This is a genomic window from Dietzia sp. PP-33 (genome assembly GCF_033790845.1).
Taxonomy (GTDB): domain Bacteria; phylum Actinomycetota; class Actinomycetes; order Mycobacteriales; family Mycobacteriaceae; genus Dietzia.
In genome coordinates, this window is record NZ_JAMYEI010000008.1 from 50,977 (window position 1) to 76,319 (window position 25,343).

Below are 25,343 nucleotides of genomic sequence, written 5' to 3' on the forward strand. Positions count from 1 at the left end.
CGCACGTCCCGCCTGCGGCACCTAGCCGCCGACCGGACAACAGCAACCCGATCGGGGTCGTGCCTCCTGCTCGCAGGAGCGCACGGCCCCGATCGGCGTTACCGCTCCCCCTCCCGTAAACCCCCTCCCCCAACCACAGGAGTCCGCCAGTGGCCGGCGTCCTCAACGGCTTCGCCGTGATCGTCGCGGTGGTCGCACTGGGCTGGCTGCTCGCCCGTAGCCGCGTTCTCGGCACCGACGCGCACCTGGTGCTCAACCGGCTCGTGTTCTTCGTCGCCACCCCGGCACTGCTCTTCGACGCCCTGGCACGCACCACGCTCGACCAGGTCTTCACCGGCGTCTTCGTGGTCTCCGCCGTCACGGCGGTCGTCATGGCGGTGGTCTACGTACTCATCGCGAGAGTGTGGTTCCGCCGGCGGGCTGCCGACCTCGCGGTCGGCGCCCTGGCCGCCAGCTACGTCAACTCCGCGAACCTCGGCATCCCCATCGCCGTCTACGTCCTGGGGGACTTCGGCTTCGTCATGCCCCTCCTGCTCTTCCAGGTGGCCGTCCTGCAGCCGATCGCCATCGCCGTCCTCGAGCGCGCCGCCCGTGCCGAGGGCGCGACCGCAGGAAGCGGTGGCGCGATCGCCTCGGCGCTCCAGGCCGCCCGGACCCCCCTCGTCGTGGCGGCGCTCGCCGGCGTGGTGGTGGCCGCCCTGCCGTGGTCGCCTCCCGAGCGCCTCCTGGAACCCGTCCATCTGGTCGGTCAGATCTCGGTTCCCGGTGCGCTGCTGGTGTTCGGCATGTCCCTCTACGGGGTCAAGGTGCTCGAGGCGGGAGCGTCCCCGCGCAGGGAGATCGCCCTCGCCAGCGGGCTGAAACTCGTCGCGCACCCGCTGCTCGCCTACGCCGTCGGCGCCGGGCTCATGGGGATGCGAGGCCACGAGCTGCTCACCGTGGTGGTGGCCGCGGCCCTGCCCACCGCCCAGAACGTCCTCGTGGTGGCCACCCGCTACGGCCACGGGGTGCTGCTCGCGCGCGACTCGGCGGTTCTCACCACGCTCGGTGCCCTCCCGGTCCTTCTGCTTGTGTCAGCCCTGCTGGCCTGACTCAGGCCGCCCCCGTCGCGACGACTGCGCCGAACACCACCGCGTTGTTGACCCCGTGGAGCACGATCCCGGGGACGATCGACCGGTACCACTGCGCCATCGCGCACAGCGAGACACCCACCACCAGCAGATAGGGCAGGGCGGGCGGGATGAGGTGCACGACGGCGAAGACGGAACCCGCCAGGGCGATCCCCGGCACGGCCGTCATCCTCGCGCGCAGCGCGGGCAGGACGATCCCCCGGAAGACCACCTCCTCGGCCACGGGCACGAGCACCGCGACGGCGAGCAGCCCGAGGAGCACGAACGCCGGCCCGCCGGTGGCGAGGTCGTCGAGCGCGTCGTCGGAGCCCTCCGGGCCGGTTCCCAGGGGCACGAGCACGACCATGGAGACCACGGCCCCCGCGACCATCACCGCGGGAATCTGCCACAACAGGTGCCACGGGGACCGGTCCGGTCGTCGCAGCCCCACGTCTGCCCACTCCAGCCCGCGTCGTCGGAGCAGATGGACCCGCACGGCGACCAGGGCCGCGACCGCCGTGCCGCCGAGCACCACCAGGGCGAGGAGCGCGGTGTCGGGGCGTCCGGTGCCAGCCGCCCGTGCCGCGAGGAGTCCCAGGAGGACGACGACGACGAGACCCGCCACGTACAGGGCGACCCAGGCGAGAGCCGAGAGCGCCGCCCGACCCCGGACCGGTGTGGTCCAGAGTCCGACGGCGCCGCCGGCCGGTGACGTGATGACCCCGGTCCCGTCTACTGCAGTCCCTCGGCCACCCGGTACGGGGCTCCCGTGGCGGAGGCCACCTGCTCGAGGGTCACCCCGTCGACCACCTCGATCAGGGTGAGCCCGTCGGAGTCGCGATCGAACACCCCCAACTCGGTGATGATCCTGTCCACGCAGCCCAGTCCGGTGAGCGGCAGCGAGATCTCGGGGACGATCTTGGACGAGCCGTCCTTGGCCACCTGGTCCATCACCACGACGATGCGGCGGGCACCCACCACGAGGTCCATCGCGCCGCCCATGCCCTTGACCATGGCGCCGGGGACCATCCAGTTGGCGATGTCGCCGGCCGGGTTGACCTCCATGGCTCCGAGGATGGCCACGTCGATCTTTCCCGAGCGGATCATCCCGAAGCTGGTGGCCGAGTCGAAGATCGAGGACCCGGGGAGCGTGGTCACCGTCTCCTTGCCTGCGTTGATCAGGTCCGGGTCGACATCGTCCGGGTGCGGGTACGGGCCGATACCCAGCAATCCGTTCTCGGACTGCAGGGTGACGTTGACGCCCTCGGGGACGTAGTTCGGCACCAGGGTCGGCAGACCGATCCCGAGATTGACGTACTGGCCGTCGGAGAGTTCGAGGGCCGCGCGGGCGGCCATGGCCTTGCGGTCGCGGCCGAGCCGGGCGGGCGTGGCGTCAGGTGCGGCGGTGCTCATCAGCGCTGTCCTTCCGAGGGCGGGTTGGTCGTGGTCTTCTCGATCCACTTGGTCTGCTCCACCTGCTCCGGGGTGAGCTGCACCAGGCGGTGCACGTAGATGCCGGGCAGATGGATGTCGTCGGGGGCCAGCTCGCCGACCTCGACGATCTTCTCCGCCTCGACGATGCACACCCGGCCGGCCATCGCGGCCAACGGCGAGAAGTTGCGGGCGGTGAGGTTGAACCGCAGGTTACCGCTGCGGTCCGCGACCGCGGCCCGCACGAGCGAGAAGTCGGCCTCGATGGCCTGCTCGAGCACGTAGGTCTCGCCGCGGATCTCTCGGGTCTCCTTGGGCGGCGAGGCCAGCGCGACGCCGCCGTCGGAGTCGTACTTCCACGGCATCCCGCCGTCGGCCACGTAGGTACCCACGCCCGTGCGCGTGTAGAACGCCCCGATCCCGGAGCCACCGGCGCGCATCCGCTCGGCGAGCGTGCCCTGCGGCGTCAGCTCCACCTCGAGCTCACCGGACAGGTACTGGCGCGCGAACTCCTTGTTCTCGCCCACGTAGGAGGAGACGATGCGCCGGAGCTTGCCGGACTCCAGGAGCATGCCGAGGCCCTTGCCGTCGACACCGGCGTTGTTGGAGAACACCTCGAAGTCCCCGACGTCGCGGGCCGCGAGTGCCTCGATGACGACCTGCGGGATCCCGCACAGTCCGAACCCGCCGGCGGCGATCGACGCCCCGTCCGGGATGTCCGCGACGGCCTCCACCGCGGTCATGATCTTGCTGGACATACACATACTCCTTGTCAGATCTGGGGAGGTCGTCAGGCGATGCCGAGGATCTCGATGGCCGTCTTTCGCATGTCGACCTTGCGGACCTTGCCGGTGACGGTCATCGGGAACTCGTCCACCACGTGGACATACTTCGGGATCTTGTGACGGGCCAGCTTGCCGGTGGCGAAGTCGCGCACCTCGTCTGCCGTCAGGTCGTCGCGCCCCGGCTTGAGGCGGACCCACGCCATGAGCTCCTCACCGTACTTCGGATCCGGGACCCCGATCACCTGGGCGTCGAGGATGTCGGGATGGGTGTAGAGGAACTCCTCCACCTCGCGCGGATAGATGTTCTCGCCGCCGCGGATCACCATGTCCTTGATGCGGCCGGTGATCGTGACGTACCCGTCGGCGTCCATCTCCCCGATGTCACCGGTGTGCATCCACCCGTCGGCGTCGAGCGCCTCGGCGGTCTTCTCCGGCTCGTTCCAGTACCCGACCATCACGCTGTAGCCCTTGGTGCAGAACTCCCCCGCCTCCCCGCGCGGCAGGGTCTGCCCCGACTCGGGATCGACGATCTTGATCTCCAGGTGCTGGCCGACCCGCCCGACGGTGGCGACGCGGCGATCCAGCGAGTCGTCGGCACGGGTCTGGGTGGACACCGGGGAGGTCTCGGTCATGCCGTAACAGATCGACACCTCCTCCATGTTCATCTGGTCGATCACCTGACGCATGGTCGCCTCCGGGCACGGCGAACCCGCCATGATCCCGGTACGGAGGGACGACAGGTCGTAGGAGTCGAAGTCCTCCAGTGCGAGTTCGGCGATGAACATGGTCGGCACGCCGTACAGGCTCGTGCACTCCTCCTGCTCGACCGCCCGCAGCGAGGCGGCCGGGTCGAACGCCGGCGCGGGGATCACCATGCACGACCCGTGGGTGGTGCACGCGAGGTTGCCCATCACCATGCCGAAGCAGTGGTAGAAGGGCACCGGAATGCAGACCCTGTCCAGTTCCGAGTAGTTGATCGTCTCGCCCACGAAGAACCCGTTGTTGAGGATGTTGATGTGCGAGAGGGTGGCGCCCTTGGGGAATCCCGTCGTGCCCGAGGTGTACTGGATGTTGATGGGGTCGCCGGCGCCGAGTCCGGCGCGGATCCCGTTCAGTTCCTCGGCGTCGGTGGGCCCCGACATCATCGACTCCCACTCCTCGTCGCCGAAGAGCACGACCACCTCGAGGTCCGGGCAGCTCGGCTGGACCTGCGAGAGCATGCCGGTGTAGTCGGAGTCCTTGAACTGGGGCGCCGCGACGACGGCCTTGATGCCGGCCTGCTTGAGCACGTACTCCAACTCGTGGACGCGGTAGGAGGGGTTGATGTTGACCAGCACCGCGCCGATCTCGGCGGTGGCGTACTGGATCATCACCCACTCCCAGCGGTTGGGAGACCAGATGCCGACGCGGTCGCCGGTCCGGATCCCGAGCCGAAGCAGCCCCGAGGCCAGCCGTCGGACGTCCGCGTGGAAATCGGTGTAGGTCCAACGGCGCCCGGCCTGGACGTCGACCAGGGCATCGCGGTCGCCGAACCGTTCGACCGTGGTGGCCAGGTTGTCGGCGATCGTCTGCGTGAGCAGCGGGACGTCGGTCTCACCGCGCGTATGGGACAGTGCGGGGTCGAGGGGGGTGGAATCGAGATCGGTGGTGGTCATCTCGGTGCTCCTTGAAGGTGTGGCGGACGGCCCACGAAGTGGGGGTTGCAGTATCAGGTGGTGACGGCCGCGGCGCGACGCATCGTCGCCTCGGCCTGGCGGAAGACGGGGCCGTCGACCATGCGGCCGTCCAGCTGGAAGACGCCCTGGTTGCTCTCGGCGGCAGCGAGGACCTTCCGGGCCCAGGCCACCTCGTCGTCGTCGGGCGCGTAGGACTGCCGGACCACCGCCACCTGGGACGGATGGATACAGGCCGTGCCCACGAACCCGAGCGCGACGGCGTCGAGCGCCTCGGCGCGCTGACCCGCCTCGTCGGCGATGTCGAGGTGGACCGAGTCCACCGCCCAGCGCCCGAACGCCGCCGCGGCGAGCGCGACCTGCGCACGGGCGTGCCGGGGGACGTCTCGGTACTCCCCCGCGACCCGGGGGCCTCCCGCCTCGACGTCCGAGAAGCGGCTGGTGGAGCCGCCCATCGCCGCCAGCAGGTCCTCGGCCCCCCACATCATCCCGGAGCATCCGGGGGCGGCGGCGATCTCCGCAGCGCGGATCACGCCGAGCGGGGTCTCGACCAGGGCCAGCACCGCGGCGCCGGTCGCCGAGTGAACGTCGGCGACCTGTGCGGCGGACTCGGTCTTGGCGAGCATGACGCACCGGTAGTCGGTGTCGGCGAGGGCCGCGAGGTCGGCATCGTGGTCGTCGGAGCCCACCGGGTTGACGCGCACGATCGTGTGCTCCGGATCGAGAGCCGACGCCCGCAGAGCCTCGCGGGCAGCCGGGCGGGACTCGGGCGCGACCGCGTCCTCGAGGTCCACGATCACCACGTCCGCACGCTCGGCGGCCTTGCCGTACCGCTCCGGTCGGTCGGCCGGGCAGAACAACAGTGCCGGACCGGGCGGGGTCCACACGGGCGCCGGGGTCATGCCGATCCCTGGCCCGTGGACTCGGTGGGGCGCTTGCGGACCAGGGTCTTGCGGACGGCCTTGGCCACGATGTCGCCGTGTTGATTGCGTCCGATGTGCTCGAGGGTCACGATGCCCTCGCCCGGACGCGACTTCGATTCCCGCTTCTCGGTGCACACGGTCTCGGCGTAGAGGGTGTCCCCGTGCAGCATCGGCTTGGGGAAGCTGACCTCGGAGAAGCCCAGGTTGGCCACGATGGTGCCCTGCGTGAGCTGGGCGACCGACAGTCCGACGAGGGTCGAGAGCGTGTGCATGGAGTTCATGAGCCGCTCCCCGCCGAAGCCCGGCTGCTCGGCCGACCACGCGGCGTCCAGGTGCAGGGCCTGGGTGTTCATGGTCAGTGTGGTGAACAGGACGTTGTCCGTCTCGGTCATCGTGCGGCCCGGGCGGTGGAGATAGGCGGTGCCGACCTCGTACTCCTCGAACCACAGACCACGCTGGAGAACCTCTTTGCGGGTCTCGGACATCTCTACAGCCCCAGCCCGCGCGCGATCAGCATGAGCTGGACCTCGGTGGTGCCCTCGCCGATCTCGAGGATCTTGGAATCGCGGTAGTGCCGGGCGACCAGGTACTCGTTCATGAAGCCGTAGCCGCCGTGGATCTGGGTGGCATCGCGGGCGTTGTCCATGGCCGCCTCCGAGGAGACCATCTTGGCGATGGCGGCCTCCTTCTTGAAGGGCTTGCCCGCCAGCATGAGACGCGCGGCCTCGTAGTAGGCACAGCGCGCGGTGTGGGCGCGGGCCTCCATGCGGGCGATCTTGAAGGAGATCGCCTGGAACGAACCGATCTTCTGGCCCATGGACTCGCGCTCACGCGCGTACCTGACCGACTCGTCGACGCAACCCTGGGCGGCACCGGTGGCCACCGCGGCGATCGCGATGCGGCCCTCGTCGAGGATCGACAGGAAGTTCGCGTAACCGCGCCCCTCCTCACCGAGGATGTTGTCCGCCGGGACCCGCACGTCGGCGAAGGTCAGCGGGTGCGTGTCGGAGGAGTTCCAGCCGACCTTGTCGTAGGCCGGTTCGACCGTGAAGCCGGGCGTGCCCGACGGGACGATGATGGTCGAGATGGCCTTCTTCACCGATCCGTCCGCGGCCCGCCGCTCCCCGGTCACCGCCGTGACGTTGACCAGCGAGGTGATGTCGGTTCCCGAGTTGGTGATGAACTGCTTGTTGCCGTTGACCACCCACTCGTCGCCGTCACGCTTCGCGGTGGTCTTGGTGGCCCCTGCGTCCGATCCCGCACCGGGCTCGGTGAGGCCGAAGCCCGCGAGCTTCGTGCCCGTCGCGAGATCGGGCAGCCACGTGTTCTTCTGCTCGTCGGTGCCGAAGTGGTAGATCGGCATCGCGCCGAGGCCCACTCCGGCCTCGAGCGTCATGGCGGTCGACTGGTCGACGCGGCCCAGCTCCTCGAGCGCCAGGGAGAGGGCGAAGTAGTCGCCGCCCATGCCGCCGTACTCCTCGGGGAAGGGCAGACCGAACAGGCCCATCTCGCCCATCTTGGCCACGATCTCGTACGGGAACGTGTGGTTGCGGTCGTGCTCCGCCGAGGCGGGGGCGACCACCTTGTCGGCGAACTCCGCGACGGTGACCTTGAGGTCCTGGTAGTGCTCTTCCAACTCAGGCATCGGTTTCTCCTTGGGGATCCTCGGTGGAGGGGTGGGGCTCGACCGTCGCGAGCAGGTGATCGGCGGGCACCTGCTCGCCGGTGGAGACGTGCAGCCGGACCACACCGTCGACCGGCGCGGTGAGCGCGTGTTCCATCTTCATGGCCTCGACGGCCAGGACGTTCTGCCCTGCGGTCACCTCGTCGCCGTCGTCGACGAAGCAGGCGATGACCGAGCCGGGCATGGGGCTGAGGATCTGACCGTCCGACATGCCGGCGTCGTGGATCCGGGAGTCGATCAGCGGGAGCATCCGCAGGTCCCAGGTCCCGCCGTCGCCGGCCACCCAGAAGGTGTCCGCAGCCCTGTGGTCACGGGAACGGACGACGGTCCAGCGCTGCTGGGTGCCGTCGACGGTCAGTCGGAGCGACCCGCCGTCGCGGGCGACCCTGGCCCGGTGCCGGGAGGAGACCTCGGGTTCGGCCGTGGAGCCGATGGTCGCGTCGGTGATGGTGACCTCGGCGTCGTCGGGGGTCCCCTTGAGTCCGACGGTGACGGCATCCGAACCCGGACCTGAGTCCAACCGGGTCCACACCTCGGCGCGCCCACCGACCCGCCAGCCGTTGGGCACGTCCCACGGACCCCGCCGGTTGGCCGGCACGCGGGCCCAGCGCTCCTCGGTGCGGTGCATGGCCACGGCGACCAGTGCACCCTCGGGCGCCGGGGTGGCGGTGTAGTTGTCGACCGTGCGGTCGAGCAGACCCGTGTCGAGATCACCGGCCACGACCTCCGGCTGCGAGAGCAGGAAGCGACAGAAGTCGATGTTGGTCCGCAGGCCCAGGACGTGGGTACTGGCCAGCGCGGCGTCGAGACGGGCCAGCGCCTCGCCGCGGTCGGCGCCGTGCGCGATGACCTTGCCCAGCATGGGGTCGTAGTCGCTGCCGACGACCGTGCCGACGCGCAGGCCGGAGTCCACGCGGATCCCGCTGCCCGTGGGCTCTTCGAGTCCGAGGACGGTGCCGCCGGTCGGCAGGAAGCCCTTGGCCGGGTCCTCCGCGTAGACGCGCGCCTCGATCGCGTGACCGGTGAGGGTGATGTCCTCCTGGCGCAGCGTCAACTCTTCGCCCGCGGCGATGCGTACCTGCCAGTCCACCAGGTCCACGCCGGTGACCATCTCGGTGACCGGGTGCTCGACCTGCAGTCGGGTGTTCATCTCCATGAAGAAGAACTCGTCCGGAGCTTTGGCCGAGACGATGAACTCGACGGTGCCGGCGCCCACGTAACCCACCGAGCGGGCGGCGTCGCACGCGGCGGTGCCGATTCGCTGACGGGTGACCTCGTCGAGCAGCGCGCTGGGCGCCTCCTCGATGACCTTCTGGTGGCGGCGCTGCAGGGAGCACTCACGCTCGCCCAGGTGGATGACGTTGCCGTGGGTGTCGGCGAGGACCTGCACCTCGATGTGGCGCGGGGTGTCGACGAACCGCTCGAGGAACAGCGTGTCGTCGCCGAAGGCACCTGCCGACTCGCGGCGGGAGGAGTCGAGCGCGGCGCGCAGGTCCTCCGCTCGCTCCACGCGGCGCATGCCCTTGCCGCCGCCGCCCGCGGACGGCTTGACGAGAACCGGGTACCCGACCTCCTCGGCGCCGGCGACCAGGTCGTCGTCGGTCAGTCCGGGCCGGGAGATCCCGGGCACGGTGGGAACGTCCCGGGCCGACACCGCGGCCTTGGCCGTGATCTTGTCGCCCATGGTCTCGATCGCGGTGGCCGGAGGCCCCACGAAGATCAGGCCCTCCTCCTCGAGCGCCCGCGCGAACCGCGAGTTCTCGGACAGGAAACCGTAGCCCGGGTGGACGGCCTGCGCGCCCGTCTGGCGGCACGCGTCGATCACCTTCTCGAAGTCGAGGTAGGACTGCGTGGCCGGGGCCGGGCCCAGACGAACGGCGGCGTCGGCCATGCGCACGTGCAGCGCGTCGGCGTCGGCATCCGAGTACACGGCGACCGAGCGGATTCCCGCCGCCCGCAGCGAGCGGATCACGCGGCACGCGATCTCGCCGCGGTTGGCCACCAACACGGTGTGGAGTTTCTGGGACAATTCCTCTGACATGGGGCTTCTCACATCCTGAAGACGCCGTTGTTGACCGGCTCGAGGGGGGCGTTGGCCGCGGCCGCGAGGGCCAGGCCGAGGACGGTGCGGGTGTCGGCGGGGTCGATGATCCCGTCGTCCCAGAGGCGGGCCGTGGAGTAGTACGCGGTGGACTGCTCCTCGAACTGCTCACGGATGGGCGCGGTGAACTCCGCCTGCTGCTCGTCGGTCCACTCACCGCCCGCCTTGGTCACCTGCGCGGCACGGACCGACGCGAGGGTGTCCGCCGCCTGCGGCCCGCCCATCACGGCGATCCGGGCGTTGGGCCACATCCACAGGAAGCGCGGCGAGTACGCACGGCCACACATCGAGTAGTTGCCGGCGCCGAAAGAACCGCCCACGACCACCGTGAACTTGGGGACGCGCGCGCACGCCACGGCGGCGACCATCTTGGCACCGTTCTTGGCGATGCCGCCCGCCTCGTACTGGCGGCCGACCATGAAGCCGGTGATGTTCTGGAGGAAGATCAACGGGATCTTGCGGCGGTCACACAACTCGATGAAGTGCGCGCCCTTGAGCGCGGACTCGGAGAAGATGACGCCGTTGTTGCCGATGATCCCCACAGGATGACCGTGGATGTGCGCGAACGCGGTGACCATCGACGTGCCGTAGTCCTTCTTGAACTCGGTGTACTCGCCGCCGTCGACGACGGTGCCGATGATGTCGCGGACGTCGTACGGGGTCCGGGAATCGACCGGCACCAGGTCATAGAGGTCGGTCTGCGGGCGTACGGGCTCACGGGACTCGAGCACCTCCCAGTCCGGCTCGGGCGCCGGCGGACAGGTCGCGATGATCTCGCGGACCTTCATCAGGGCGTCGTAGTCGTCGTCGGCCAGGTGGTCCACCACGCCCGAGGTCTTGGCGTGCAGATCGCCACCACCGAGATCCTCGGCGGTGACCTCTTCCCCGGTGGCCGCCTTCACCAGCGGCGGACCGGCGAGGAAGATCGTGCCCTGGTTACGGACGATGATGGCCTCGTCGCTCATCGCCGGGACGTAGGCACCGCCGGCGGTGCAGGACCCCATGACGGCGGCGATCTGCGGGATCCCCTGGGCCGACATGGTGGCCTGGTTGTAGAAGATGCGGCCGAAGTGGTCCCGGTCCGGGAAGACGTCGTCCTGCTGGAGCAGCATCGCTCCGCCCGAGTCCACCAGGTAGATGCACGGCAGGTTGTTGGCCAGCGCCACCTCCTGGCCACGGAGGTGCTTCTTGACCGTCATCGGGTAGTAGGTGCCGCCGGAGACCGTCGCGTCGTTGGCGATCACCAGGCACTCGCGCCCGGACACGCGGCCGATCCCGGCGACGACGCCGGCGCCCGGCGCCTTACCCCCGTACATCTCCTCAGCGGCCAGCGGGGAGAGCTCGAGGAACGGGCTACCGGGGTCCAGGAGAACGTCCACGCGCTGGCGGGCGAGCAGCTTGCCCCGCTCGAGGTGACGGGCGCGGGCCTTCTCCCCGCCGCCCAGCGCGGCCCGCTCGAGGCGGTCGCGGAGGTCGGTGAGGAGTTCCTCGTGCGCCTGGCGGTTGGTGGTCGGGTGATCGGTGGTCGCGGAAGTCATCAGTGCCGCTCCCTTTCAGTTAAGTCGGATTAACTGAGTTTGACCATAGTGCCCTGCCTCACAGAAGTCCAGAGTGCGCGACCTGAATCCTCACTCGCAGGTCTAGATTTATGCAACCAAATGGGTGCATAATGGGCGGGTGGACGTCGACCCGATCTTCCGAGCCCTGGCCGACCCGACCCGTCGGCGACTTCTCGACCGACTCCGCGAGCAGAACGGACAGTCCCTGGGCCAGCTGTGCGACCGGCTTGACATGACCAGGCAATCCGCCACCAAACACCTCGACATCCTCGTCCGCGCTCACCTCGTGACCGTGGTCCGCCGAGGTCGTGAGCGACTGCACTATCTCGACCCCACACCGATCCACGACATCGAGCGCCGGTGGATCTCGGAGTTCGACGCCCCGAGACTGCGCGCCCTCGCCGCCATCCGATCCACAGCAGAAGGAGCCGTCATGATCCCCGACTACGTGTACGTGACCTACATCGAATCGACGCCCGAGCGGGTGTGGGAGGCGCTGACCGACGCCGACCTCACCGCCGCCTACTGGGGCCACGCCAACGTCTCGGACTGGCAGCCAGGCTCAACGTGGGAGCACCGCCGAACCGACGGCAGCGGCGCGGCCGACGTGACGGGCACCGTCCTCGAAGCCGTCCCCCCGACCCGACTGGTGATCACCTTCGAGGACTCCCCCGGACAGGCGGCGCGGCGCGAACCGTCCGTCGTGACGTTCGAGGTGGAGCCCTATCACGAGATCGTCAGGCTCACGGTGACCCACGAGAAGCTGCCGGACAGCGAGATGCACGCGGGGATCTCGCATGGTTGGCCAGCGGTCCTGGCCAATCTCAAGTCCCTCCTCGAGACCGGTTCCGTCCTCGCCCGGCCCCCCTGGGAGGTCCCGACCCCCTGAGCCCACCCGAATGTGCCCGCCGGCGACGACTCACGACGACAGCGTGGTCACGGGGCACGCAGGTGAATTCCGGGCGAAACTGCAGTTCAGTCGCTAAGGCTTACCTCTCATAGCAGAGCCTGGCCTTGCTTGCAAGTCGAGGTGATCAGGGGTTGACTCGGTGCCACCCGAACGGTCCGACACGACCGGATCGGAGTCGACACCCCCGGAATCATCACCCCCGGAGTCACCACCCCCGATACGAGGAGCAACCACCATGGCCACTCTCACCGGAATCAGCACCTGCACCGCCACCACGTGCTCGTTCAACGCCGACGACGCCTGCACCGCCCCGGCCATCACTGTCGCCGGATCCCCGGACCACGCCGAGTGCGGCACCTTCATCTCCCTGGACGTCCGCGGCGGGCTGCCCACCGCGAGCGCACACGTGGGCGCGTGCCAGCGTGTGGAGTGCACGCACAACAAGGACCTGCTCTGCTCGGCGGAGTCCGTCACGATCGGTGCGGGCGCCGACACGGCCGATTGCCTGACCTACTCCACGGACTGATCCACCCCACGGAGTAGGGAGTCGGCCCGGCAGCGGGCCGGGCACCGCGGCCGGGCACCGTGGGTGGGACCGGTCAGCTCGCGCGTGCCACGTAGTGGCCCATCTCGCGGACCACATCGCCCGCGCACTCCGCGCGCGTGCTGAACGGCACGTGCATGACGTCGGCGTCGACCCCCAGGGCGGTCAGCAGATGGAGACCGTCCGGGTCGACGCCCAGCACGAACGGCGGCTGCGCCGGGTCCTGCGACCCGGCCAGGATCGCCAGTTCCTCGCCGAAACGCGCCCGGATCTCGTCCGCGAGACCGGGCGCCGCGCTCGCCAGCGGGTCCGAGGGCACCGAGTCCAGCTCGCGGGCCAGGACGGTTCCCTCGTGACCGAGCCGACGAACCTGGAGCTCACCGAGTTCGATCTCGATCTCCACGACCCACCCCTCGCCCTGGCGGGCCGCCCGCGCCACGCCGAAGCCGTAGAGGCTGGCCACGTGGACCTTGGCCTCGACGATCGGAGCGAACTCGTCGATCATCACGACGACCTCCACGGAGGAGCCGGGTTCCACGATCAGGCCCGACCAGGGCGCCGGGGCCCCGGTGACGACGACGGCCCCGCCACCGATCCAGCGGTGCTGGGCGGAGACCATGACATCCGAACGGTCCTTGGTCCCGCGGACGGCGATGGTGGCGATACCCGCCCCGTCGAGCAGACGTCGAGCGCCCGTGACGACCGGATCCGACACGATCGGGTGCACTGTCATGGTTGGCCCTCCACGGGTTGCCTGCTCGACGTCTTGCCGGCTCGACGACGAGGATAAGGTGACCCTCGCCTAAGTTAGGTACCCCTAAAATGCACGAGAGGGTCAGCGATTGTCAAGGGGGCGCCCCTACAGTGGGGGCGTGACCGACACCACAACCGACTCCCCCGCCGACACGACGTCCGCCACCGCGCGACGCCGCCTGGACGCCTTCCGGGACGACGCACTCGGCTACGACGACGCCACCGCGCTGGCGGCCCGCATTCGCGGCCGGGAGGTCTCCCCGACTGAGCTCGTGGAGGCGGCGATCGAGCGCTGCGCTGCGGTCGACCCCGTGCTCGGGGCTCTGGTGCACACCGATTTCGACCGCGCCCGCCGCCGGGCGGCCTGGGTCGGGACCTCACAACTGTCGGCCCCGCTCTCCGGCGTGCCGTCGGCGTTCAAGGACGCGGTCCGGGTCGAGGGCCTGCCCATGACACTCGGTTCGTCCGCGGTCCCCACGGACCCCGCGCTCCGGGACGGCCCCTACGCGCCGCTCTTCCGCGCGACCGGCCTCAACCCGGTGGGGACCACCGCGATGCCACCGTTCGGCTGGACGGCCGCCACCGAGCGGCAGGGTGGCCTGGTGACCCGGAACCCGTGGGACACCGGTCGCACCAGTGGCGGGTCATCGGGGGGTTCCGCAGCACTGGTGGCCGCCGGAGCGCTGCCGATCGCCCACGCCAACGACGGCGGCGGGTCGATCCGCATCCCCGCCGCGGTCACCGGGTTGGTGGGGTTCAAACCGAGTCGCGGCAGGCACCCCGACGAGAAGTTCTCGGCCGGTATGCCGATCCCGATCATCTCCCAGTCCGTCGTCACCAGGTCGGTCCGGGACACCGTCGCGTTCCTCACCGCTTTCGAAGCCGGACACCGCCCCACCGGCGTCCCGCCGATAGGACCGGTGGCCCCGGCCCCCGGCCGGCGGCTGCGGATCGGCCTGGTCGAGCACAGCCCGGCGGGCGGTCCGACCGACCCCGCCACCCTGGCCGTGGTCCGCGAGGCCGCCGAGCGACTGGCCGCGCTGGGCCACGAGGTCGTGCCGACCCCCGCGCCGGTCCCGGCGTCGTTCCGCGAGGACTTCATCGCCTACTGGGGGCTGCTCGCCCTGGGTACCGCCACCGGCGGCCGGGGCATGTTCGGCCCAGGGTTCGACGCCGACCTCCTCGACCCGTTCACCATCGGCCTGGCGGGGATGGCCAGACGGAGACTGGCCGCACTGCCCGTGCACCTGTACCGCCTGCACCGGACCAGGCGTCGGTTCGACGCGAGCTTCGGCGACGTCGACGTCTACCTCAACCCCGTGGTCGGTCACGAGACCCCGGAGGTCGGATACCTGGACGCGGACCTGCCCTACGAGACCCACCTGCGGCGGGTCTCCGACTGGGTCACCTTCACCCCACTGCAGAACATCGCCGGCTCCCCCGCCGTCTCACTCCCCACCGGCACGGCCCCGGACGGCATGCCGATCGGCGTGCACCTGTCCGCCCGTATCGGCCAGGACCGCCTCCTCCTCGAGCTGGCAACCGAGTACGAGGCGGCCCACCCGTTCGCGCGCATCTGGGAGTGACCCTCACCCGTCGAGCAGTTGCGCGAGACGGGGACCGACCCGCTGACGCAGGATCACCTCGGTCCGGGTCCGCAGGACGCCTCGCGTGGAGATTATCGCGCTGAACACCTCCTCGAGATGCGCGTGATCGCGGGCCACCACCCGGCAGACGATGTCGAACTCCCCCGCCACGCTCATCACCTCGAGGATCTCGCGCACCTCCGCCAGGCCGGCACACGTCTCCTCCAGCTCGGCCTGCGCCATCTGGATGTGGACCAACGCGGAGAGCGGGTAGCCGAGCGCCGCCGGATCGAGCGTCGGCGCCCACGACCCGAGCACACCCCGCGCCTCGAGTTTGTCGAGCCGGGCCTGAGCGGTTCCGCGGGCCACCCCGAGACGTCGGGAGAACTCGCGCACCCCGACCCGGGGGGCCGCCAGGACGATCTTCAGGAGCCGACGGTCGGTGTCATCTATGTGGGGAGCCGCGTCCATGTGCACACGATATATGACGGCTAGGTGGACAGTATGCTCACTCGTTGCAGGTTGTCGCCCGACCTTCTGTACAGAGTGCCCAGGGAAACACTGACCACGTGACGCGCATCACCATCGCGCCTAGCCTGGGCATATCAGTTCACGACTTCGACTCAGTTCACGACTTCGACAAGGCCGGGTGAGACCGATGACCTCCCTACTGGGCCCGCCGAGCGGCACACACGACGATCTCCCACGTACCGGACGGGCAGACGCCGGTTCGTTCTCGCTCTCTGACCGCTACACGCGCGAGAGCGGCAGCGTCTTTCTGACCGGGATCCAGGCGATGGTGCGCACGGTCCGTGATCGCGCCCGGCTCGACCGCAGGCAGAACCTGTTCACCGCGAGCCTGGTCAGCGGGTACGAGGGGTCACCGCTCGCGGGGTACGACCTGGAACTGGCCCGGCGCCGTGAGTTCCTCGACCCGGTCGATGTCGTGCACCGCCCCGCCCTCAACGAGGAGGCCGGCGCGACCGCCGTCATGGGTTCTCAGCTCGCCCACCGCACGGGAACCCTGCGATCCACCGCGAACACCGGGGGTGCGCCACTGCAGGGTGTCGTCGGGTACTGGTACGGCAAGGCCCCCGGGCTGGACCGCGCGACCGACGCGATCCGCCACGCCAACCTCATCGGGACCGACCCCACCGGCGGTGCCGTCGCGTTCGTCGGCGACGATCCCGGTGCCAAGTCGTCGACGGTGCCGTGCTCCTCCGAGCTCGCGCTCGCCGACCTCTACCTCCCGACGCTCTACCCGGCGGACTCCCAGGACGTCCTCGACTTCGGGGTCCACGCCGCACTGCTGTCCCGGGTCTCCGGCCTGTGGTCGGCCATGAAGATCTCCTCGCACGTCGCGGACGCCTCGTCGACCGCGATCGTCGACCCGGACCGGATCCTGCCGGTCTACGGCGACCTCGGGACCAGCCCGCACGTACCGTCGGGCCAGCTGCTCGGGGCCAGTCTGATGGAGCTGGAGCAGAACCAGCTCACCATCCGCATCCCCCGCGCACTGGAGTACGCGCGGCTCAACAGGCTCAACCGGATCGTGCAGTCGACGTCTGACGACCGGATCGGCATCGTCGCGGCCGGCAAGACCTACCTCGAGGTCCGCGAATCCCTGCGTCGACTCGGCCTGGACGACGCCGCGCTCGGACGCCTCGGCATCCGGATCCTCAAGCTGGGCATGATCTATCCGCTGGAGCGCACGATCCTGGACGAGTTCATGACCGGCCTCGACGAGGTGATCGTGGTCGAGGAGAAGCGCGACTTCATCGAGACCATGATCCGGGACATCATGTTCCGCCGCCCCGGGGTGGCGGGCGTCGTGGGCAAGGCCCACGAGGACGGTTCGACGTTGTTCAGCCGTTTCGGCGAGCTGGACGTGGACTCGGTGACCCGCGGCCTGGCGCAGCGACTGGGCACGGTCCACGGAATCGAGCCCGCCCGGGCCTGGCTCGACGGACCCGGCCGCGGTCGCTCGCGCATCGCGTTGCCGCTCGCCACCACCCGCACCCCGTACTTCTGCTCCGGCTGCCCCCACAACAGCTCCACCAAGGTCGCCGACGGAACGCTCGTGGGCGGTGGCATCGGCTGTCACGCCATGGTGCTGATGATGGACGAACAGCAGGTCGGTACCGTCACCGGTGTCACCCAGATGGGCGGCGAGGGCCTGCAGTGGACGGGCATGTCGCCCTTCCTCACCGAGCGCCACATGGTGCAGAACATCGGCGACGGGACCTTCATGCACTCCGGGTCGCTCGCACTCCGCGCCGCCGTCGCCTCGGGTGACAACATCACCTACAAGCTGCTCTACAACGGCACCGTCGCCATGACGGGCGGCCAGGACCCCGTCGGTCAGATGGACCTACCCGAGATCCTGCGACTGCTCCAGGCCGAGAAGGTCGCCAGGATCGTCGTCACCACCGACGACGTCAAGGCCACCAGGTCCCAGGGGCTCCCGCGCGGCATCGAGGTCCGCGATCGCCGGGACACCCTCGAGATCCAGCGGGAGCTCGCCGCGGTCCCCGGCGTCACGGTCCTGGTCCACGACCAGTACTGCGCTGCGGAGAAGCGCCGCCACCGCAAGCGTGGCACCTACCCGACCCCCGCCGAACGGGTGGTCATCAACGAGCGCATCTGTGAGGGCTGCGGCGACTGCGGCCGCAAATCCAACTGTCTGTCTGTCCACCCCGTCCAGACCGAGTTCGGTCGCAAGACCCAGATCGACCAGTCGACCTGCAACTTCGACTTCTCGTGCCTCGAAGGCGACTGCCCGGCGTTCGTCACGGTGGTCCCGGGCGAGAAGACCGAACGGGTGGCCACCGCCCCGGCTCTCGACGCGACCGCGATCCCGGAGCCGACCCGCGCCGCGGTCGACCCCGCGCGTGGTTTCTCGCTACGCCTGACCGGAATCGGGGGCACGGGCATCGTCACCGTCTCGGCGGTCCTGGCCACGGCGGCGGTCCTCGACGGCAACTCCGCCCGCACCCTCGACATGACCGGGTTGGCGCAGAAGGGCGGCGCCGTGGTCTCCGACATCCGGGTGTCCCGGACCCCGCTCGAGCAACCCCCGAAGATCGGCGCCGGCGACTGCGACCTCTATCTGTGCTGTGACGGGCTCGTCGGTGCGGACAGCACCCACCTCAAGGTCGCGGAACCCGGGCGCACCACGTCGGTCGTGTCGACCACGCAGGTCCCGACGGGCCAGATGGTGATCGATACCTCCGTGCACTTCCCGTCCGACTCGGACATCCAGGCCGTCATCGGCCGCGCCTCGGACCGAGGCGTCTACCTGGACCCCGGCACGATCACGGAGAACCTCTTCGGCTCCACGCAGTCGTCCAACATGCTCATGGTGGGCGCGGCATACCAGAGCGGTGCGCTGCCCATCTCCGCCACCGCGATCGAGCAGGCGATCGAGCTCAACGGCGTGGCCGTCGAGGCGAACCTCCAGGCGTTCCGCCGCGGGCGTCAGGCCCTCGCGGATCCGGAGGCCCTGACGAGGCTGGTCGCTGATCTCCACCAGCCGGTATCCACCGCGACCACTGACCGTCACGTCCCGTCGCCGGCGTGCGAGCGGTTGCTCACGGTCCTGGGCGAGGAGGCCTCCGACGAACTCCGGGCCGTCGTGGCCCTGCGCACCGACGAGCTGATCGGCTACCAGAGCGAGACCTACGCGGCGGACTACGTGCGCCGGGTCGAGGACCTCCGCGCGGCCGAGGCCCTGCAGGACCCCGGCGTGGGCGGTGCCGCCCCAGGTCAACTCACCCTCGCCGTGGCCCGTCACCTGCACAAGCTCATGGCCTACAAGGACGAGTACGAGGTGGCCCGGTTGGCCGTGGACCCCGGGTTCGCCGCGCAGGTCACCGAGGACTGGGGCGAGGGCGCCGTAGCCGAGCTGCGACTGCACCCGCCGGCCCTGCGTGCGATGGGGATGAAGAAGAAGATCTCGATCGGCCCCAGGGCCATGCCGGCCATGGCGGCGCTGGCCCGGTTGAAGCGCCTGCGCGGCACCCCGCTCGACGTGTTCGGCTACGCCGGGGTCCGCAGGGTCGAACGGGAGCTGCTGGCCGAGTACCGCGGGCTGGTCGACCGGCTGACCTCCGAACTCCGGCGGACGGGCCCGGCCGGCAGGGACGCGGCCTGGCACGAGGCCGCTCTCGCGCTGGCCGGGCTACCGGACATGGTGCGCGGATACGAACACGTCAAGCTGGAGAACGTGGACCGCTACCGTGCGGAGCTCAGCCGTCTGCTGGACGATCTGGGCTGGCGCTGACCCCGCCGGAGACACGGTGGTTCCAGGCGAGCTCGCGCGCAACCGTCACGGCCGTCACGAGGAACACCAGGCCCATCGTCAACCAGACGAGCAGGGCGGCATCAGGGGCCCACAGCGAAGCGACCCCGAGCGGCACCCCGACCACCGCGGGGACGCCGAGCAACCCGCCCACCAGGAGGGCGGCGCCGACGAGTGACACCAGCAGGACGCGCGTGACGGTCGCCCGTGTGGACCTGCGTGGCGAGGGCCTCCTTACCAGTCCGGTCACCACCCATCCGAGCAGGGCGACGAGCAGCAGCACCAGCACGATCCCGCCGACGATCACCCCGGTGTACAACCCGGAGTCGGGTTGCGCACCGGAGGGCAACCCCATGATCCGGTCGGCGAACGCCCCGGCCGCGCCGGCCGACTCCCCCGATCGGAGCTCGCCGTAGGAGTTGGCCACCAGCACCACCCCGACGTCACGCTCAGGGGCCAGGGCGAGATAGGTGAAGTACCCGGGGACCGCTCCGGAATGGCGGACCACGGTCACCTCGTCGTCGTCGCCGTCCGACCTGTCCTCGAAGATCAGGCCGTTGCCGTACCGGCCACCGGTCCCCGTCCCCACCGCTCCGTCCCGCCGCTCGACCGACTCCGTCGACGTGGACCGGAGGTCGCCGAGCTGCCACGCCGCGTACTTCGCGAGGGAGTCCGTCGGGCCGGACAGGTAGCCGTAGGCGAGCCCCGCGGAGTCGAACCCCACGTCCACGGGTCTCTCGCCGAAGAAGTACGGCGCGTGGCCCGGAGGGACGTCCTCGGCGAACCGGCCCGGGTCGGTGACGACGTCGGTCACTCCGGCGGTCGAGGCGAGGACCTCGTCGAGCACGTCACCGTAGGGCCGCTGCGTCACGGTCTCGACAACCGCCTGGAGCAGGAGATAGTTGAGGCTCGAGTATCGGTAGGTGCCCCGCGGTCCGAGGCCCGCCACGTCCGCGATCTCGGGGACGACCTCCGAGGCAGGGCTGGTGCGCCCCCACACGTCTGTGATTTCCACCTGGTGCGGCAGACCGGAGACGTGGTGGACGAGGTCGGCGATGGTGACTCCCGTGGTGTCGAGCTCACCCCCGCGCAGGGCCGGCAGGACCGAGGCCACCCGGTCCGAGGCGGACAGCGTCCCCGACTCGTCGAGCACGGACACGACGAGTGCCGCGAAGGACTTGGACACCGACCCCCAGACGAACGTGGTCCTCTCGCCGACCGGCGCACCGTCGCCGTCGACCCCGTGGTGGGCGCTGCCCACGACACCCGTGGAGTCGACCACCGCCACGGCGACACCCGGGGCCCCGAGCTCGTCGGCGAGGCGGGCGGCCTCCGCTTCCAGATCGACTCCCCCGGCGGCGGGCCCGGCGGCAGCGGGGGCCACGGTTGGCGCGATCACGAGCACCGCCAGGAGCGCGATGACGGCCACCAACGCGATGCCGACTCCGGACCATGTCCGCGGTACCGCCGCGGCGCGGGCTGGGCCGGGTATCGCTCCGGTGCAGGTCACGTCCGGGACCATATCCACGAACACTGGCGGCTGGGCCCCGCTACCTTCTCCACTGGCCCAGAGGGCGTTGCCCCCGGTTCACGCTCGGAGTGACGCCGCCGCCATCGCCGTGAGCACCCGCCGCAGTTCAGCCTCGGCCATCGACGGCAGGCGGGGACTGGAGTTGAGCAGGCCGAACACCGCGTGGACGTGGGCGCGCGCGTCGACCGCGGCCAGCTCGGGTCGGAGGCGGACCAGCGCGTCGACCCACATCTCGGCGTACTCGCGCTGGAGACTGCGCACCTCGTGCCGGGGGCCGGCCGGCAGGGCGCCCAGGTCACGGAACTGCACGCTGATCAGGTCGGGTTCGGTCGCCACGAAGTCCACGTGGACCCCCAGCAGCGAGTCCAGCACCTCCGCTGGATCTCCGCCCCGCTCCACCGCCTCACGTCCGCCGTCGCGGAGTCGGCGCGAGATGTCGAGCAGCATCTCGGCGAGCACGTCCTCCTTCGAGGTGAAGTACCGGTACATGCCAGGCCCGGAGATGCCCACCTCGGCGCCGATGTCGTCGAGGCGCACGGCGTGGAACCCACGCCGGGCCATGAGCCGGGCGGCCGCGGCGAGGATCTCGTCGCGGCGCCGGGCCTTGGCCTGGGCACGTGGGGTCAGTGCCGTCGCGTCCTGCTGCTCCATCTACATCCTCAGTGGAAGAAGTGCCGGGCGCCGGTGAAGTACATGGTGATTCCCGCCTTCTCGGCCGCCTCGATCACCTCGGCGTCGCGGACGGAGCCCCCGGGCTGGACCACCGCGCGCACGCCGGCCTCGGCCAGCACCTCGAGACCGTCGGCGAAGGGGAAGAACGCGTCCGACGCGGCTACGGCCCCGGTCACCCGCTCCCCTGCCCGCTGTACCGCGAGCCGGGCGGAGTCGACACGGTTGACCTGCCCCATGCCCACGCCGACCGTGGCGCCGGACTGGACCAACAGGATGGCGTTGGACTTGACCGCCCGGCAGGCGCGCCAGGCGAAGAGCAGGTCGCGCAGGGTCTGCTCGTCGGCCTCGTCGCCGCAGGCCCTGGTCCAGCCCCCGGTCACGTCCCCCTCGGCGTCGAGCGAGTCGCGCTGCTGCACCAGCACTCCGCCGGAGATCTGCTTGCGTTCGAGCTCCCCCGCGGTCGGGGCCTGCGCCTCGAGGATCCGGATGTTCTTCTTGCGCTGCAGGATCTCCACGGCCCCGTCGGCGTAGGACGGCGCGATGATCACCTCGGTGAAGATCTCGGCCACCTGTTCCGCCATCTCCACACTGACCTCGCGGTTCGCGGCGATCACACCGCCGAACGCGCTGACGGGGTCGCATTCGTGGGCGCCACGGTGGGCTGCGGCGATGTCCGCGTCGATCGCGATCCCGCACGGGTTGGCGTGCTTGATGATCGCCACGCACGGCTCGGCGTGGTCGAAGGCCGAGCGCCACGCGGCGTCGCCGTCGACATAGTTGTTGTAGCTCATCTCCTTGCCGTGCAGCTGCTCGGCCTGCGCGAGTCCGGGTGCGGCGGCGGAGTCGGTGTACAGCGCGGCACCCTGGTGCGGGTTCTCGCCGTAGCGCAGCGTCGCGGCGAGGTCGAGGCTCTGTCCCTGCCACACGGGGAAGACGTGGGGGCCGTCCGCCGCGGCGTCGTCCACGGGAGCCGCGGTCTGCTCGGTCATCCAGGTGGCCACCGCCACGTCGTACGCACCGGTGTGGCGGAACGCGGCGGCGGCCAACCGACGACGCTGCTCGATCGGGAACCCGCCCGCGGCGACCGCTTCCAGCGCCTCGCCGTAGCCGGCCGGGTCGACCAGCACGGCGACGGACGGGTGGTTCTTGGCGGCGGCGCGGACCATGGACGGCCCGCCGATGTCGATCTGTTCCACGCACGCGTCGTAGTCCGCGCCGGAGGCCACGGTGTCGGTGAAGGGATAGAGGTTGACGACGACGAGCTCGAACGGTTGCACACCGAGATCCGCGATCTGCTCGAGGTGCTCGGGCTTGCGCGTGTCCGCCAGGATGCCCGCGTGGACCCGCGGGTGCAGGGTCTTGACCCGACCCTCCAGGCATTCCGGGAACCCGGTCAGCGCGTCGACGGGCGTCACGGCGACCCCGGCGTCGGCGATACGCTGCGCGGTCGAACCGGTCGAGACGATCTCTACCCCGGCAGCCGCCAGGCCCCGGGCGAGGTCCTCCAGTCCGGTTTTGTCGTAGACGCTGATGAGCGCGCGCCTCACGGGCCTGCGGGAATCGGTCACGTTAGGTGCACCTTTCGACCTTCGATGTGGAGTCGGCCACTGGCGGCGGCCGCGAGGACGTCGACGAGCAGCTCGCGCTCGACGACCTTGATTCGTTCGTGGAGGGTGTCGTCCGTGTCGTCCGGGCGGACGTCGACCGCACGTTGCGCGATCACCGGCCCCGTGTCCACCCCGGCATCGACCAGGTGCACGGTGCATCCGGTGACCGTGACGCCGTAGGCGATCGCGTCGCGGACCGCGTGGGCTCCGGGGAAGGCCGGCAGCAACGCCGGGTGAGTGTTGACCACGCGGCCGGCGAACTCGTCGAGGAAGGACTCCCCGAGGATGCGCATGAACCCGGCCGAGACCACCCAGTCCGGGGAGAGCCCACGGACCGCATCGGTCAGCGCACCATCCCAGGCCGGACGGTCGGGGTGATCGGCGGGCCGGACCACCGCGGTGGGGAGCCCGGCGCGCTCGGCGCGGGCCACGGCCTCGCAGTGGCGGTCCGAGACCAGGCCGACGACGCGGTAGGGGCAGCCGGGCTCGTCGGCGGAGTCGAGCACGCTCTGCGCGAGGGTGCCGGCACCGGAGGCGAGGAGCACGACCGGACAGGTCGCCCCGGACTCGGCACTGACCACGTCCTACGCTCCTGCCCGTCGATCCTCCTGCCCGCCGTTTGCCCGGGCACTGGGGGGAGTCTAGTCGGAGGCCTTCGGGTCCCCCGCGGGGTCCTCGTGGGGGCTCTCTTCGGGGCCCTCTCCGGGATCCGCCGGTGGGGCCGGATCGGATGTCTCCTCGGGGTCCGCCCCGTCGGGATCGGCGGGCCCGGCGGACTCGGGATCGGGCTCGGCACTGCCCTCGGAGGGCTCCTCGTCGTCGCCGTCCGGCTCGTCGCCGTCCGGCTCGTCGCCGTCCGGCTCGTCGTCGACGGGTGCCTCTACTCCGGCGGGCACCTCGTCGCCGGATCCCGGTGACACCTCCTCCGGCTCGGAGCCGGTTCCTCCCCCGGCCACGGTTCCCACCCTGCGACGGCGACGCTCGAGCTCGCTCTCGGCCCGCTCGCGACGCCGGGTCAGACCTGCGAGGGACAGGGCGATGGTGGCCGAGCCGATCACGCCGAACAACGCGAGCGCGGTTCCCGCGGCGATGAGCGATCCGGTGCCGACGGTACCGAGCACGCCGAGTTCGCCGCCCGCCACGACCGGGCTCACCGCCACCACGACCGCGACGACGACGGCCGCGAGCCACGCGGCCCTGACCGCATCGGCGGTGGTGCGGAACCAGTGAGCGACCGCGCGGGCGAGCCCGGCCGCCACGAGAACCGTCACCAACAGGAGTCCCTGCACCACCCAGTGCGGGTCCGTCGTGGGCAGCGCCGCGGCGAGCGGGACCTCCGGCATCGGCCCCCGCGAGACCGCGAACACGCTGTACGAGGCCTCCCCCAGGTGGACTTCCCCACCGACCGCGAGGGTGGCGGACGCCATCACGACGTTGGGTAGGTAGGCGACCGAGATCGCCGTGAGTGCCGCGGTGCCCGTGAGATCCTTGCCGATCTCCAGGACCGAACCGATGGGCCCCCACGCCGCCAGCAGGCCGATCAGCAGGAGAACCGTCGCGATAGCCCACAGCGCCGCCACGAACGCGGACCCGAGGTGGATCCCGCCGCGCACCCACAGCGGCAGGACCTCGCGGAGCGCCCGCCTGAAGTACAACCACACCCCCAGTCCGGACCCGAACAACGCCACGGCCACCGTCCACAACAGCGCCGCCGGCAGGGAGGCCTCGCGCACGGCGAAGTCAGAGGCCGACGATCCGACGAACAGGGAGGCCAGCGCGGTCAGCAGGACCCCGGCGAGCGTCACGCCCGCCACCGCGGCACCGGCCTCGCGGGGGCCGGGTAGTTCGATGTCGGACAACACTGCACGCGTCTGCCGGGCGAGCACCGCGACGTAGACCAGCGGAGGCAGCAGCGGGAGGAAACCCAGGGGCACCGCGTCGACGGCGAGGGGCACCCTGTTGACCACCAGCCACTCCACCGCGACCACCGCGAACAGAGAGTCGAAACCGCGGGCGGAGAACACCAGGACCGCCAGGGTGACCGCGACGAGGACCAGCGCGGTGACGATGACCGGGAGCGCCGCGGCCGCCGCCGTCCACAGAAGTGACCCGACGCCCGCGGGCGTGCGTCTCGCTGCGGGGCGGATGACTCGGGGAGGGCTCACCCTGACACCG

The 25,343-nt window shown here is 70.5% G+C and carries 21 protein-coding genes; 5 read left to right on the top strand and 16 right to left on the bottom strand.

Features of this window, described 5'->3' with window-relative positions:
• Positions 1-149 precede the first annotated feature (149 nt).
• Positions 150-1,091 (top strand): AEC family transporter, encoded by a 942-nt coding sequence (locus NJE57_RS14120; RefSeq protein ID WP_319029128.1) that lies wholly within the window; start codon positions 150-152, stop codon positions 1,089-1,091.
• Position 1,092: 1 nt separating this feature from the next.
• On the opposite strand, the gene NJE57_RS14125 is transcribed toward NJE57_RS14120, so the two are convergent.
• The 9 genes from NJE57_RS14125 to NJE57_RS14165 form a co-directional block, all read right to left on the bottom strand.
• Positions 1,093-1,734 (bottom strand): type II CAAX endopeptidase family protein, encoded by a 642-nt coding sequence (locus NJE57_RS14125; protein WP_319029130.1) that lies wholly within the window; start codon positions 1,732-1,734, stop codon positions 1,093-1,095.
• Positions 1,735-1,841: 107 nt separating this feature from the next.
• Positions 1,842-2,522 (bottom strand): 3-oxoacid CoA-transferase subunit B, encoded by a 681-nt coding sequence (locus NJE57_RS14130; RefSeq protein WP_319029131.1) that lies wholly within the window; start codon positions 2,520-2,522, stop codon positions 1,842-1,844.
• Entirely contained in the window at positions 2,522-3,298 is a 777-nt protein-coding gene (locus NJE57_RS14135; protein ID WP_319029133.1) for a CoA transferase subunit A, read from the bottom strand. Before NJE57_RS14135 ends, NJE57_RS14130 begins: the two co-directional genes overlap by 1 nt.
• Positions 3,299-3,330: 32 nt before the next feature.
• The gene (locus NJE57_RS14140; protein WP_319029134.1) at positions 3,331-4,980 is read right to left on the bottom strand and encodes an AMP-binding protein; all 1,650 of its coding nucleotides are present in this window, start codon (positions 4,978-4,980) and stop codon (positions 3,331-3,333) included.
• Between the two features lie 53 nt (positions 4,981-5,033).
• Positions 5,034-5,900, bottom strand: coding sequence for a CoA ester lyase (locus NJE57_RS14145; protein WP_319029135.1), 867 nt, complete (start codon positions 5,898-5,900; stop codon positions 5,034-5,036).
• Positions 5,897-6,406, bottom strand: a complete 510-nt coding sequence (locus NJE57_RS14150) for a MaoC family dehydratase (protein ID WP_319029136.1) — start codon at positions 6,404-6,406, stop codon at positions 5,897-5,899. The genes NJE57_RS14145 and NJE57_RS14150 overlap by 4 nt, the downstream gene beginning before the upstream one ends.
• Positions 6,407-6,408: 2 nt before the next feature.
• Complete coding sequence (locus tag NJE57_RS14155; RefSeq protein ID WP_319029138.1) at positions 6,409-7,566, bottom strand: acyl-CoA dehydrogenase family protein; 1,158 nt, start codon at positions 7,564-7,566, stop codon at positions 6,409-6,411.
• Entirely contained in the window at positions 7,559-9,646 is a 2,088-nt protein-coding gene (locus NJE57_RS14160) for an acetyl/propionyl/methylcrotonyl-CoA carboxylase subunit alpha (RefSeq protein WP_319029139.1), read from the bottom strand. The genes NJE57_RS14155 and NJE57_RS14160 overlap by 8 nt, the downstream gene beginning before the upstream one ends.
• Before the next feature lie 8 nt (positions 9,647-9,654).
• Positions 9,655-11,244 carry a carboxyl transferase domain-containing protein gene (locus NJE57_RS14165; protein ID WP_319029140.1) on the bottom strand — a complete coding sequence of 530 codons (1,590 nt, stop codon included), beginning with the start codon at positions 11,242-11,244 and terminating at the stop codon, positions 9,655-9,657.
• Positions 11,245-11,383: 139 nt separating this feature from the next.
• Here NJE57_RS14165 and NJE57_RS14170 point away from each other — a divergent pair, with 139 nt between their 5' ends.
• Positions 11,384-12,154: a metalloregulator ArsR/SmtB family transcription factor gene (locus NJE57_RS14170; protein WP_319029142.1), complete on the top strand. Its 771-nt coding sequence runs from the start codon at positions 11,384-11,386 to the stop codon at positions 12,152-12,154.
• Positions 12,155-12,410: 256 nt separating this feature from the next.
• Positions 12,411-12,701: a DUF1540 domain-containing protein gene (locus NJE57_RS14175; protein ID WP_319029144.1), complete on the top strand. Its 291-nt coding sequence runs from the start codon at positions 12,411-12,413 to the stop codon at positions 12,699-12,701.
• Positions 12,702-12,774: 73 nt separating this feature from the next.
• Here the strand turns inward: NJE57_RS14175 and NJE57_RS14180 are convergent, their stop codons facing one another.
• Positions 12,775-13,452: a hypothetical protein gene (locus NJE57_RS14180; RefSeq protein WP_319029145.1), complete on the bottom strand. Its 678-nt coding sequence runs from the start codon at positions 13,450-13,452 to the stop codon at positions 12,775-12,777.
• 139 nt (positions 13,453-13,591) lie between these two features.
• Here NJE57_RS14180 and NJE57_RS14185 point away from each other — a divergent pair, with 139 nt between their 5' ends.
• The gene (locus NJE57_RS14185; RefSeq protein WP_319029146.1) at positions 13,592-15,058 is read left to right on the top strand and encodes an amidase; all 1,467 of its coding nucleotides are present in this window, start codon (positions 13,592-13,594) and stop codon (positions 15,056-15,058) included.
• Positions 15,059-15,061: 3 nt separating this feature from the next.
• Here NJE57_RS14185 and NJE57_RS14190 read toward each other — a convergent pair whose 3' ends face one another.
• Entirely contained in the window at positions 15,062-15,529 is a 468-nt protein-coding gene (locus NJE57_RS14190; RefSeq protein WP_319029147.1) for an Lrp/AsnC family transcriptional regulator, read from the bottom strand.
• 187 nt (positions 15,530-15,716) lie between these two features.
• Here NJE57_RS14190 and NJE57_RS14195 point away from each other — a divergent pair, with 187 nt between their 5' ends.
• Positions 15,717-19,340, top strand: a complete 3,624-nt coding sequence (locus NJE57_RS14195; RefSeq protein ID WP_319029149.1) for an indolepyruvate ferredoxin oxidoreductase family protein — start codon at positions 15,717-15,719, stop codon at positions 19,338-19,340.
• Here NJE57_RS14195 and NJE57_RS14200 read toward each other — a convergent pair.
• From NJE57_RS14200 to NJE57_RS14220, 5 genes are all read right to left on the bottom strand, one after another.
• A complete protein-coding gene (locus tag NJE57_RS14200) occupies positions 19,306-20,868 on the bottom strand; it encodes a serine hydrolase domain-containing protein (RefSeq protein ID WP_319029151.1) in 1,563 nt (520 codons plus the stop codon). The genes NJE57_RS14195 and NJE57_RS14200 overlap by 35 nt on opposite strands.
• 78 nt (positions 20,869-20,946) lie before the next feature.
• Positions 20,947-21,540 (bottom strand): TetR/AcrR family transcriptional regulator, encoded by a 594-nt coding sequence (locus NJE57_RS14205; RefSeq protein ID WP_319029153.1) that lies wholly within the window; start codon positions 21,538-21,540, stop codon positions 20,947-20,949.
• A gap of 8 nt (positions 21,541-21,548) precedes the next feature.
• Positions 21,549-23,129 (bottom strand): bifunctional phosphoribosylaminoimidazolecarboxamide formyltransferase/IMP cyclohydrolase, encoded by a 1,581-nt coding sequence (purH, locus tag NJE57_RS14210; protein ID WP_319029155.1) that lies wholly within the window; start codon positions 23,127-23,129, stop codon positions 21,549-21,551.
• Positions 23,126-23,749, bottom strand: coding sequence for a phosphoribosylglycinamide formyltransferase (gene purN / locus NJE57_RS14215; protein WP_319029156.1), 624 nt, complete (start codon positions 23,747-23,749; stop codon positions 23,126-23,128). Before purN ends, purH begins: the two co-directional genes overlap by 4 nt.
• Before the next feature lie 60 nt (positions 23,750-23,809).
• Positions 23,810-25,333 carry a DUF6350 family protein gene (locus tag NJE57_RS14220; RefSeq protein WP_319029157.1) on the bottom strand — a complete coding sequence of 508 codons (1,524 nt, stop codon included), beginning with the start codon at positions 25,331-25,333 and terminating at the stop codon, positions 23,810-23,812.
• Positions 25,334-25,343 lie beyond the last annotated feature (10 nt).

Coding starts and splice junctions, on each gene's coding strand:
- NJE57_RS14160 (WP_319029139.1), bottom strand. CDS start 9,646: ATGTCAGAGGAATTGTCCCAGAAACTCCACACCGTGTTGGTGGCCAAC.
- NJE57_RS14190 (WP_319029147.1), bottom strand. CDS start 15,529: ATGGACGCGGCTCCCCACATAGATGACACCGACCGTCGGCTCCTGAAG.
- NJE57_RS14165 (WP_319029140.1), bottom strand. CDS start 11,244: ATGACTTCCGCGACCACCGATCACCCGACCACCAACCGCCAGGCGCAC.
- NJE57_RS14155 (WP_319029138.1), bottom strand. CDS start 7,566: ATGCCTGAGTTGGAAGAGCACTACCAGGACCTCAAGGTCACCGTCGCG.
- NJE57_RS14205 (WP_319029153.1), bottom strand. CDS start 21,540: ATGGAGCAGCAGGACGCGACGGCACTGACCCCACGTGCCCAGGCCAAG.
- NJE57_RS14150 (WP_319029136.1), bottom strand. CDS start 6,406: ATGTCCGAGACCCGCAAAGAGGTTCTCCAGCGTGGTCTGTGGTTCGAG.
- NJE57_RS14180 (WP_319029145.1), bottom strand. CDS start 13,452: ATGACAGTGCACCCGATCGTGTCGGATCCGGTCGTCACGGGCGCTCGA.
- NJE57_RS14135 (WP_319029133.1), bottom strand. CDS start 3,298: ATGTCCAGCAAGATCATGACCGCGGTGGAGGCCGTCGCGGACATCCCG.
- NJE57_RS14130 (WP_319029131.1), bottom strand. CDS start 2,522: ATGAGCACCGCCGCACCTGACGCCACGCCCGCCCGGCTCGGCCGCGAC.
- NJE57_RS14195 (WP_319029149.1), top strand. CDS start 15,717: ATGACCTCCCTACTGGGCCCGCCGAGCGGCACACACGACGATCTCCCA.
- NJE57_RS14140 (WP_319029134.1), bottom strand. CDS start 4,980: ATGACCACCACCGATCTCGATTCCACCCCCCTCGACCCCGCACTGTCC.
- NJE57_RS14175 (WP_319029144.1), top strand. CDS start 12,411: ATGGCCACTCTCACCGGAATCAGCACCTGCACCGCCACCACGTGCTCG.
- NJE57_RS14145 (WP_319029135.1), bottom strand. CDS start 5,900: ATGACCCCGGCGCCCGTGTGGACCCCGCCCGGTCCGGCACTGTTGTTC.